This window comes from Granulicatella sp. zg-ZJ, assembly GCF_010892355.1.
Lineage (GTDB): Bacteria > Bacillota > Bacilli > Lactobacillales > Aerococcaceae > WM01.
Genome location: NZ_WNJY01000037.1, coordinates 1 through 12,026, shown reverse-complemented (window position 1 = coordinate 12,026; position 12,026 = coordinate 1). Strand labels below are relative to the sequence as shown.

General features: G+C 34.0%; 11 protein-coding genes. 2 read left to right on the top strand and 9 right to left on the bottom strand.

Features of this window, described 5'->3' with window-relative positions; genetic code table 11:
• From GMA11_RS08575 to GMA11_RS08535, 9 genes are all read right to left on the bottom strand, one after another.
• On the bottom strand, positions 1-295 hold a 295-nt coding region (locus GMA11_RS08575), incomplete at its 3' end, for a recombinase family protein (protein WP_163546741.1).
• A 632-nt stretch (positions 296-927) separates the two neighbouring features.
• The gene (gene eno / locus GMA11_RS08570; protein WP_163546740.1) at positions 928-2,226 is read right to left on the bottom strand and encodes a phosphopyruvate hydratase; all 1,299 of its coding nucleotides are present in this window, start codon (positions 2,224-2,226) and stop codon (positions 928-930) included.
• Between the two features lie 96 nt (positions 2,227-2,322).
• Positions 2,323-3,858: a 2,3-bisphosphoglycerate-independent phosphoglycerate mutase gene (gene gpmI / locus GMA11_RS08565; protein ID WP_163546739.1), complete on the bottom strand. Its 1,536-nt coding sequence runs from the start codon at positions 3,856-3,858 to the stop codon at positions 2,323-2,325.
• Positions 3,858-4,613, bottom strand: a complete 756-nt coding sequence (gene tpiA, locus GMA11_RS08560; protein ID WP_163546738.1) for a triose-phosphate isomerase — start codon at positions 4,611-4,613, stop codon at positions 3,858-3,860. The genes gpmI and tpiA overlap by 1 nt, the downstream gene beginning before the upstream one ends.
• A gap of 17 nt (positions 4,614-4,630) precedes the next feature.
• Positions 4,631-5,854: a phosphoglycerate kinase gene (pgk, locus tag GMA11_RS08555; protein ID WP_163546737.1), complete on the bottom strand. Its 1,224-nt coding sequence runs from the start codon at positions 5,852-5,854 to the stop codon at positions 4,631-4,633.
• A 102-nt stretch (positions 5,855-5,956) separates the two neighbouring features.
• Positions 5,957-6,964, bottom strand: coding sequence for a type I glyceraldehyde-3-phosphate dehydrogenase (gap, locus tag GMA11_RS08550; protein WP_163546736.1), 1,008 nt, complete (start codon positions 6,962-6,964; stop codon positions 5,957-5,959).
• A 31-nt stretch (positions 6,965-6,995) separates the two neighbouring features.
• Complete coding sequence (locus GMA11_RS08545) at positions 6,996-8,033, bottom strand: sugar-binding transcriptional regulator (RefSeq protein WP_163546735.1); 1,038 nt, start codon at positions 8,031-8,033, stop codon at positions 6,996-6,998.
• 158 nt (positions 8,034-8,191) lie between these two features.
• Entirely contained in the window at positions 8,192-8,365 is a 174-nt protein-coding gene (locus tag GMA11_RS08540; RefSeq protein WP_163546734.1) for a hypothetical protein, read from the bottom strand.
• Positions 8,365-9,003, bottom strand: a complete 639-nt coding sequence (locus GMA11_RS08535; protein WP_163546733.1) for an NAD(P)H-dependent oxidoreductase — start codon at positions 9,001-9,003, stop codon at positions 8,365-8,367. Before GMA11_RS08535 ends, GMA11_RS08540 begins: the two co-directional genes overlap by 1 nt.
• Before the next feature lie 76 nt (positions 9,004-9,079).
• Here GMA11_RS08535 and uvrC point away from each other — a divergent pair, with 76 nt between their 5' ends.
• Positions 9,080-10,870, top strand: coding sequence for an excinuclease ABC subunit UvrC (uvrC, locus tag GMA11_RS08530; protein ID WP_163546732.1), 1,791 nt, complete (start codon positions 9,080-9,082; stop codon positions 10,868-10,870).
• Positions 10,871-10,933: 63 nt separating this feature from the next.
• Positions 10,934-11,860 (top strand): peptidylprolyl isomerase, encoded by a 927-nt coding sequence (locus GMA11_RS08525; protein WP_163546731.1) that lies wholly within the window; start codon positions 10,934-10,936, stop codon positions 11,858-11,860.
• The last annotated feature ends 166 nt before the right edge of the window (positions 11,861-12,026 follow it).

Genomic DNA, 12,026 nt, shown 5'->3' with positions numbered 1-12,026 from the left:
TTAATAATTCTAAGTCAATAACCCGAATATCTACCTCTTTTTCTCTCACTAAATAGCGCCACTGTTCAAGAATCTCATCATAATTTCTTCCTAAACGATCAATCGATTTAATCACAATTTCATCTCCTTTTTTCACACGTTTTATCATACGTTTGTAAGCTACTCGATTGAAATCTCTCCCTGACATTTTATCAATATAAATCTGTTTTTTTGCAATCCCTTCTTTGTACATAGCTGTTAACTGACGATCAATGTTTTGTTCCTTTGTCGACACACGAATATACCCGTATTTCATAGTTAGTCCTCCTATTGTTTTTTTACTATTATCTCAAAGTAAAAATAAGATAAAAGAATAAAAAACGAAAATAAACGGATACTATAAAAATCCTGTTTCATCAAGGTATCAATAAGCCAGTTGAAATTACTCATTTTAAGATAGTAAAAGCCATCATCATTCACTACCAACACTAAATATTAAAGAATCAGAAATATATGTTAATTACACAAACTACCATTACCACTAATCCTTTAAAACATATCTGATATACGCATAAATCATTGATATACTATCATTTTAATATATGATTTTATATAAAAGTTTAGATATAATTACAGACAGTGAGATGTTGAGTTACGGAAGTTATCATCATATTAACCTATATTACCAGAATAGTTTTAAAAAATTCGGTGCCGTTAAAACCTATTAAAACGGTATTATCTAACGTTATTCAAATGACGTCACAGAAGCTATCAACAATCATATTAAAGTAATTAAATAGATTGCTTATTTTCATCATACAATATCATTCCCAGTGACAGAAAAAGAATATAAAAAAGGCAGTGAATGATTAATGCCATTCACTGCCAACTCTAAATATTATAAAACCAAAAAATAGGATTGATAACATCAACCCTGTTTTTCAAATACTATTTTTTTAAATTATAAAATGCTTTTAGACCTTCATAAACAGCTAAATCGCCTAATTGATCTTCAATACGTAATAATTGGTTGTATTTTGCAATACGGTCTGTACGGCTTAATGAACCTGTTTTAATTTGTCCTGCATTTACAGCAACTGAGATGTCTGCGATTGTTGAATCTTCAGTTTCACCTGAACGATGTGAGATAACAGCTGTATAGCCAGCTTTTTTAGCCATTTCAATTGCTTCAAATGTTTCTGTTAATGAACCAATTTGATTTACTTTGATTAAGATAGAGTTAGCAATACCTTTTTCGATACCTTCAGATAATTTTTTCGTATTTGTTACGAATAAATCATCCCCAACTAATTGAACACGTTTGCCTAAACGTTCTGTTAATAATTTCCAACCGTCCCAGTCGTTTTCATCCATACCGTCTTCGATTGTGATAATTGGGTATTTGTTTACTAATTCTTCTAAGTAGTCAACTTGTTGTTCAGAAGTACGTTTTGCACCTGTTGAACCTTCAAATTTAGAATAATCATAAACACCATTTTCATAGAATTCAGATGATGCACAGTCAAATCCTAAGAATACATCTTTACCCGGTTCTAAACCAACAGCTTTAATTGCTTCTAAAATTGTTTCAACAGCATCTTCTGTTCCTTCAAATTTAGGAGCGAAACCACCTTCATCACCAACAGCTGTTACTAAACCACGAGATTTTAAGATTTTAGCTAAGTTATGGAAAATTTCTGCTCCCCAGCGTAATCCTTCTTTAAATGATGGAGCCCCTACTGGTAAAATCATAAATTCTTGGAAAGCGATTGGTGCATCTGAGTGAGAACCACCATTTACAATGTTCATCATTGGTGTTGGCAATACTTTTGCATTGAATCCGCCTAAGTATTGGTATAATGGTACATCTAAGTAATCAGCAGCTGCACGAGCAACAGCAATAGATACACCTAAAATAGCGTTAGCACCTAATTTTTCTTTGTTTGGTGTGCCGTCTAATTCAATCATTGTTTTATCAATAGCTAATTGATCACGAACGTCGAAACCTAATAAAGCTTCAGCAATGACATTGTTTACATTATCAACAGCTTTTTGAACACCTTTACCTAAGTAACGAGATTTATCTCCGTCACGTAATTCAATAGCTTCGTATTCACCTGTTGATGCTCCAGACGGAACCATACCACGACCAAATGCTCCACTTTCTGTGTACACTTCAACCTCTACTGTTGGGTTACCACGTGAATCTAACACTTCTCTTGCTAAAATATCTGTAATAAATGGCATTTTTATATCTCCTTTATATTGTAAATTTTTCATTTTATTTACATGCTTATTGTATTGAATTTAGTTTTATTATGCAACTAATATCTATCTAAGTGATTATTTTTTAATTAAACTTTCACCTGTCATTTCCACAGGTTTTTCAATGTTTAATAAGTCTAACATTGTTGGCGCTAAATCGGCTAAACGACCACCGTCACGTAATGTTACACCTTGTTTTGTCACAATAACAGGAACAGGATTTGTCGTATGTGCTGTCATTGGTTTTCCATCTAATGTTAATACTTCATCAGAGTTTCCATGGTCTGCTGTAATAATCGCATAACCACCTTTAGATAAAATCAAATCAACCACTTCACCTAAGCACTCATCTACTGCTTCAATGGCTTTGACTGTTGGTTCTAACATACCTGAATGCCCAACCATATCTGGATTCGCAAAGTTTAAAATAATCGCATCTAATTCATCTTTGTTGATTGCTTCAACTAATGCATCTTTCACTTCATAGGCACTCATTTCTGGTTTCAAGTCATACGTCGCAACCTTTGGAGAAGGAATCAAAATACGACTTTCTCCCTCAAACTCCTCGTGACGTCCACCACTCATAAAGAATGTAACGTGTGGATATTTCTCTGTTTCAGCAATACGTAATTGTCTTTTTCCTGCATTAGACAATACTTCACCGATTGTATTTTTTAAATCTTCTTTTTTGAATGCAATCTCTGCTAGAACATCATCACTATAAAGTGTAAATGTTACAAAGTTTAAACGTGTTGGAGCATTATCCCCTCTATCAAATCCATTAAATGTAGGATTTGTTAAAGCTGTTCCTAATTGAATAGCTCTATCTGGTCTAAAGTTAAAGAAAATCACTGAATCTTCTGATTGGATTGTTGCAACAGCTTTATCTTCTTTATCTACAACGACAAATGGAACAACAAATTCATCGTATACTTCTGAATGATAAGAAGCTTCAATACCTTCAACAGCACTTGAAAATTTAGGACCTTTTCCACGAACCATAGCATCGTATGCCAATTCAACACGTTCCCAACGTTTATCACGATCCATTGCGTAATAACGTCCAGAAATCGTTGCGAATTGTCCAACACCAACTTCTTCAAAAACGGTTTGTGTATGTTTTACAAAATCTAATGCTGAAGAAGGAGCTACATCACGACCGTCTAAAAATCCATGAACATATACTTTTTCTAATTCGTACTGTTTAGCTAAACGTAATAATGCAAATAAATGTTCATAATGAGAATGCACACCACCATCTGACACTAATCCCATTAAATGTAATGCTGTTCCTTTTTCTTTTGCCGTTTTAACAGCTTTTACGAGTTCAGGAATATCGTAAAAAGCACCTTCACGAATTGAAATATTGATACGTGTTAAAGACTGATAAACAATACGTCCTGCACCAATATTCAAATGTCCTACTTCAGAATTTCCCATTTGTCCGTCAGGTAAACCTACATCTTCTCCACTTGCAGCTAATTGATTATGTGGAAATTGAACGTAGTAACGATCAAAATTAGGTTTATGTGCTGCTTTTACAGCATTTCCAAATTCTTCTTCACGGTTTGCAAAACCATCTAAAATAATTAAAGCTACTGGAGATTTTGTCATTATTTTACTCCTTCTAATAACGCTAAAAATGATTCAGGAACTAACGATGCTCCACCAACTAATGCACCGTCAACATCTGGACATGCCATGTATTCTGCAATATTTTCAGGTTTTACAGAACCACCATATTGGACACGAACAGCTTCTGCTGCATCTTGACCAAATAATTTTTCAACAACAGAACGAACAGCTTTACACATTTTTTGTGCATCATCTTGTGTGGCAGATTTACCAGTTCCAATTGCCCAAATTGGTTCATAAGCAATCACTGTTTGTTTTACTTGTTCTTGTGTTAAACCATTTAAAGCTGCACTTACTTGACGAGATACAACTTCTTCAGCTTGGTTTGCTTCATATTGTTCTAATGTTTCACCACAGCAAATAATTGGTACCATACCATTATTAAAAATAGCATGTGCTTTTAAGTTAATTTCTTCATCTGTTTCATGGAAATATTCACGACGTTCAGAATGCCCAATAATGACATAGTCGACGCCCATTGCTGACAATGCCTTTGGACTTGTTTCGCCTGTATACGCACCTTCGTCTTTCCAAAAACAGTTTTGAGCTGCTACTTTTAATGGACTGTCTGCACTAAAGAATTTCACACCATTTAATAATAAAGCTGGTGCACCAACAATAGACTCAACGATGTCTGATGAAGGCAATTTATCTTTTACAGCTTCAACAAAACGAACTGCTTCATCCACTGTTTTGTTCATTTTCCAGTTTCCTGCAATAATTGGTTTACGCATCTGTTTTTTCTCCTTTATTATGCTTTCTTTTTACCACAACCACAGCTTGATTTTTTCTCTGTAATTGCAGCAACACCTGGTAATTCCTTACCTTCTAAGTATTCAAGAGAGGCACCGCCACCTGTTGAAATATGAGTGAATTTATCAGCAAAACCTAATTGAATAGCTGCAGCTGCTGAATCTCCTCCACCAATAATGGTTGTTGCATTGTCTAATTCAGCAATAGCTTGACACACACCAACTGTTCCTTTAGCAAAATTAGGGAACTCGAATACACCCATAGGTCCATTCCATACAACTGTTTTTGCATCTTTTAAATAAGAAGCGAATAATTCAACTGTTTTCGGTCCAATATCTAACCCTTCTTGATCTGCTGGAATTTCAGTAGATGCAACAATGGTTGCTGGTGCATCATTGCTAAAGTCTGGTGCAACTGTTGTGTCAACTGGTAACACTAATTTGTCACCTGCTTTTTCTAAAATAGATTTTGCCAATTCAATACGATCTTCTTCTAATAAAGATTTACCAATTTCTCTACCTTGTGCTTTGAAGAATGTATAAGCCATACCGCCACCGATAAGCACTTTATCTGCTTTATCTAACAAGTTTTCAATAACACCAATTTTATCAGATACTTTTGCACCACCTAAAATTGCCACAAATGGACGCTCTGGTGTATCTACCGCACCTCCAATAAATTTGATTTCTTTTTCCATTAAGAAACCTGCTGCTGTTTTCAAGTGTGTTGAAATACCAACGTTTGATGCATGTGAACGATGTGCTGTACCAAAAGCATCGTTAACAAATACGTCACCTAAACTTGCCCAGTATTGACCTAACTCAGAATCATTTTTAGATTCTTTTTTACCGTCAATATCTTCAAAACGAGTATTTTCAAATACTAAAACTTCTCCGTCTTGTAAAGCATTGATGGCATTTTCTAAAACTTCTCCTCTTGTTTCAGGAACAAATGTAACATCTTTATTTAATAATTCTGATAAGCGTGTTGCTACTGGACGTAAAGATTTTGTTGCTTTGTCTTCTTCTGTCTTCACTTTACCTAAGTGAGAAAATAGAATAACTTTTGCACCTTTTTCAATTAAATATTGAATGGTTGGTAATGCTTGAACGATACGGTTATCATTTGTGATAACACCGTCTTTCATTGGAACGTTAAAGTCTGCACGAACCAATACTTTTTTACCTGCTACATGCAAATCTGATACGATTGTTTTTGCCATAAAATCCTCCAAATTTTGTCAAAATGACTTTTATTTTATACATGAAAATAGCGGAGAAGCATGCCACCTCTCCACTATACTCTATCGCGACATGCGACGTTATTATTTACCTAAGTTTGCAAAGTATTCTAAAGTACGTACTAATTGAGCTGTATAAGACATTTCGTTGTCATACCAAGCAACAGTTTTTACTAATTGTTTGTCACCAACTGTCATAACTTTAGTTTGTGTTGCATCGAATAATGAACCATAAGTAATACCAACAATATCAGTTGATACGATTGGGTCTTCTGTGTATCCATAAGATTCATTTGCTGATTCTTTCATCGCTGCGTTGATTTCTTCAGCTGTTACAGTTTTTTCTAAAACTGTTACTAATTCTGTTAATGATCCTGTTGGCACTGGAACACGTTGAGCCGCACCGTCTAATTTACCATTTAATTCTGGAATAACTAAACCGATTGCTTTAGCAGCACCTGTTGTATTAGGTACAATGTTTGCTGCTGCTGCACGAGCACGACGTAAGTCGCCTTTACCATGTGGAGCATCTAATGTGTTTTGGTCACCTGTATAAGCGTGAATTGTTGTCATCAATCCTTCAACAACACCAAATTTATCTTGTAACACTTTAGCCATTGGCGCTAAACAGTTAGTTGTACATGAAGCACCAGAAATAACTGTTTCTTCACCTGTTAAAATGTCATGGTTAACGTTGAATACAACTGTTGGTACATCATTACCACCAGGAGCAGAAATAACAACACGTTTTGCACCTGCTTGTAAGTGTAATTCAGCTTTTGCTTTAGATGTGAAGAAACCAGTACATTCTAACACGATGTCAACACCTAATTCACCCCATGGTAATTCTTCAGGGTTGCGGTTTGCTAAAACTTTAACCTCTTTACCATTTACACGGAATGCTCCATCTAATACTTCTACTTCGGCATTGAAACGACCTTGTGTTGAATCATATTTTAACAAATGTGCTAATGTTTTAGCATCTGTTAAGTCGTTGATTGCAACCACTTCAATTCCTTCTACTTCTTGGATACGGCGGAATGCTAAACGTCCGATACGTCCGAATCCATTGATACCAACTTTAACTGTCATATTCTTTTCCTCCTAAGGATGTTTTTATTTTTTAAAGAGTTTCCTCTTTCAAAACCATATTTGCTAATGCCTCATCTAATACTAAAATGGTATTTTTTGGGGCGAGTGTCATATAGGCATTCAATGCTTTTGCTTTTTGACTACCTACCACGACTAAAATTTCATTCGGCAAGTGATGTAAATCTTCTAAGACTAATCCAATTCTTGCCAACCGGTGCACGATGCGTCCTTTTTCATCAAAGAAAACACCTAGCGCTTCACCAACGGCACCTTTTGTTAATATACGTTCAATATCCTGTTTGGATACGCCACGTCTACCTGCCATTATTTTGGCATTTCCAATACTATAAATCAAACAATTTGTCTTTTTTAATAAAGAAATTGTTTCAGAAATAGCAGAATCATTTAATAGAGCTTGATGTAATTCAGCTGTCAGCATATCTGGCACAAACAATGACACACTATTACCTTTTAATTTTTGTGCCAACATATAAGAAACCATATTCGCTTCAATCGTTAACGAAGCATTGCCTCCACCTCTTGCAGGAACAACTGTAAAATAACGATCTTGTGATAAATCACTATTTACATATTCAACTGTTTTTGATAAAGTTGTGCCACCTGTAACAGCTAAAACATTCAACTCTAGTGGTAAAATATCATTTAAAATATCTGATATAGCTTTCCCTAATCGTTTAAAAAATATTTCATCTTTATTAGCATTTCCAGAAACAATGCGACATTGTTTGATGCCAAATTTTTGTTGAATGTCATACTCTTTTTGACGTAAATATTCTTCCAACTGAAAAATAGGTCTTAATGTCTCCAATAGCTGTTTTGATTTATTCGTTAAAGAAATACCACTTTTTGATACAATGACTAAGTCAACTTCTCTTAATTGTTCTATTTCTGTACGAAGCGTTCTTTCAGATAATCCTACTTCTGATGCCAACAAACGTCTGCCTATTGGCTCATATAATGAAATTGTATCTAAAATTTTCATACGCTTGGCCACATGACCAATAAATTCAGGAACCAAACTTTCTAATAAAGATATTGTCTGTTCCATTTTTACACCTCTGTTCTTTGGGTCTTTTATCGACCCTCTTGACACAAGTAATACTTACCTCTTATCAAGCACACCATTATTATACCATTCATATTTTCTTTATTCAACAGTTTTAATGTGATTTTAAAAAACAATATATTAGGGACAAAAAACGACCCTTACCATTTGCTTGGACTCCACATATTCCCTTCTAACACCCCTTTAGATTGTTCAATACGTTCGTATTGTTTTTCAATATATCGCTGTACTTGTTTTAGTATTGCCCTATTTTCATATTGCAACTCTTTTTGTATCATATCTTCTAATACACGGTAAATCCATTGCTGTTCCATTACATCATTTCCTTTAACAATTCTTGTAATTCTTCCAATTCTTCTTGATTATGTTCAATCACATCAATAACGGTCTGTATCTCTTCATGTACTATTTTTTTTAACGCATGCACATACCATTTTCCTTGTTCTTGAAACGTCATTGGATATATTGCACTCGTATAATGCATATACTCTACTAATAACGCTTGCTTTTCCTGTTCACTCATATAAGAAAATTGATGTATGGATAATGGTGGTAAATACGTCATTTTTAAATGTCTTGCTAGCATTTCAAACGGTCTTAGCATTTCTGAGACAGTATACATTTCTTTTCCACCGGCTTGATATTGTTTTTGTGCCCCACCCATTAAAGCAACAATTCCAAATTCTTTCCCTTCTAGTTCGTGCATTTGAAACGAAAAAACAGTATCTATCCATTCTTTTAATAGGGAAGGACAACTATACCAATATATAGGAAACTGTAAAATAATTCTATCTACACTTTTTAATAACGCTCTTTCTTGTTCAACATCAATCTGACGATTGGCTAACACATGCCATATAACCTCTTCAATCTGTGCCACACTTTCTTTCAAAAAAACATTTACGTGTGATTCATTTGGTTTTGGATGTCCAATAACCACTAGTGTTTTCAATTATCAGCATCTCCTTTATTGCTTTTTATTGATTATAGCATATACTTAAACATGAAAACATTTTTTAGGTGATAATATGGACTATAAAAAACACATTAAAGAAAAACTATCGTTACTACCAGATTTACCTGGATGCTATATGATGAAAGATGCATTCGGAGAGATTATTTATATTGGTAAAGCAAAAAATTTAAAAAATCGTGTCAATAGTTATTTTAGAGGTGCTCACGACGGAAAAACACTGCTTTTAGTCAATGATATTCGTACATTTGAAACTATTGTAACACGGACAAATAAAGAAGCTCTTTTACTCGAAATAAATTTAATTCAGAAATACCAACCAAAATATAATATTAAGTTAAAAGAAACAACGATGTATCCTTATTTAAAAATCACAAAGGAAAAAGACCCCCAGATGATGATTACAAATCATGTCGAAAAAGACGGCGGTTTATATTTTGGACCTTATCCAAATGTAGGAGCAGCAAATCAGACTTTACAATTACTACAAAAGAGCTATCCGTTGAGAAGATGCTCCAAACAAGAAAAAAGAGCCTGTTTTTATTACCACATCCATCAATGTATTGGTTGTTGTGACCACCCTGTCCCAAAAGAAGAATACGATAAACGCATTAAACTTATCCAACGCTTTCTAAACGGGGATGTATCACAAATCAAAAAAGAATTACGCATGAAAATGCAAGAAGCTGCTGAAGAACTTGCTTTTGAACGTGCTGGAGATTATCGAGATCAAATTCACTACATTGAAACAACTGTCGAAAAACAAATTATTTTGTCAAAAGACTATTCAAACCATGATGTTTTTGGGTATTTCATCAAAAATGGTCTTTTATCAATTCAAGTCTTTTTATTAAGACAATCAAGTATTATTAAACGTGAAGCTACCATTTTTGAGTGCTATGGTAATCCAGAAGACGAAGTATTATCCTATATCTTACAATTTTATCTCGATAAAGGACATATTTTACCAAAAGAAATTATTGTTCCAGACACTCTTGATAAAGGCTTATTAGCTGATACACTCGGTGTCAAAGTCATCACACCAAAACGAAATAAAAAACGTAGTTTACTCGATTTAACGATTAAAAATAGTGAAATTGCTGTTAATGAACGCATTCATTTAGAAACATTGAAAGACACTAGAAGTATTAAAGCCGTAGATGAACTAGCGCATTATTTAGGTATCCAAAGTGCGAATACGATTGAATCATTTGACCATTCTAATACTCAAGGAACAAATCCTGTATCAGCCATGGTCGTTTATAAAAATGGTATCCCTGACAAAAAAGCTTATCGTAAGTTTAAAATTAAAACCGTAGTAGGAAGTCATGAATTTGCCACAACACAAGAAGTCATTAGAAGACGATACTCTCGTTTACTAAAAGAAAATAAACCTATGCCTGATTTAATTTTAATGGACGGTGGTGCTATTCAAGTAAACGCCGCTAAAGAAGTTTTAGAAGACGAATTAGGTTTACAGATTGCTATTGCTGGAATGGTAAAAAACGATAAACATCAGACAGCATCTTTAATTTTTGGAGATGATTTACACGTCGTTGATTTACCTATTCAAAGCCCAGCATTTAGACTAATCCAACGTATACAAGAAGAAGTCCATCGTTTTGCCATTACATTCCATAGACAATTACGAAGTAAACACTCTCTTTCATCACAATTAGACAATATTGAGGGAGTTGGACCAAAAACAAAGAAAAAATTACTAGTGCATTTTAGAACATTAAAAGAGTTAAAAGAAGCTTCTCTTGAAGATTTCAAACATCTTGGTATATCAAAAAATGTAGCGAATAATCTTTATCATTATTTTAAATCTATTGATAATGGATAAACCTTGACAACATGTGATATAATATCTAAAGGGCAATAACAATTTTTAGAATAGGAGTCTTATATGAAGAAAAAATGGTTAGTTTTAACAACTGCCGCAGCAGTTGTTACATTATCTGCATGTTCAAACGAGAATATTGCAACAACAAAAGCAGGTAATATTACAAAAAATGAATTATACGATTCAATGCGTACAACAGCTGGTAAACAAGCACTATATAGTTTGCTTGTTCAAAAAATCGCTGTTAATTCAGTAAAAGATAAAGCCGCTGTCACAAAACAAACAGATGAGCTTATCGCTACTCGTAAACAAACTGCTGGTGGGGATGCAGCATTTAAAAAAGTATTATTACAAAATGGCTATGATTCAGAAGAAGCATTTAAACAAACTATCTATGCAAACTACGCTGTTTTACAAGTTGTAAAAGAACATGTTACACCAACAGATGAAGAATTAGAAAAAGCATATGAATCATGGGAACCAAAAGTAACAGCATCTCATATTTTAGTAAAAGATGAAGAAACAGCTAAAAAAGTACTTGAAGAATTAAACAATGGTGGCGATTGGAACGCTTTAGCGAAACAATACTCAACCGATAAAAGCAATAGTGAAAAAGGTGGCTCTTTAGGTTCATTTAAACCGAGCGCTATGGTTGCTGAATTTGCAACAGCTGTGAGAGATATGAAAGAAGGCGAAACATCTTCTACACCTGTTAAAACAACATTTGGTTACCACATTATTAAAATGGAATCAAAACCAGCTAAAACAACATTTGATGCTGATAAAGAAAAATTTAAAACAGAATATATTGATGACCAAGCATCTGATAAAACAACACAACAAAATGTCATTGAAAAATTGTTAAAAGATGCTGATATTAAAATCTCTGATGTCTTTTTAAATGAAGCATTAAGCTCACTTTTACAAAAACCAACAGTTAATGAACAATCTGTATCACAACAAGGAACAACAACTGAAAGTAAAAAATAAAACTCAAAACACCGGACAGTCGTAAAAACGACTGTCCGGTCAGACTGTTGACAAATTAAAATGTCGACAGTCTTTTTTCGTATCAGACGTTAAGTTGTACGGCTTACCATGATGTACACGATACATCGCTCGTTCTCTACTACGTGCGAGAACGAAGCCATTCGTA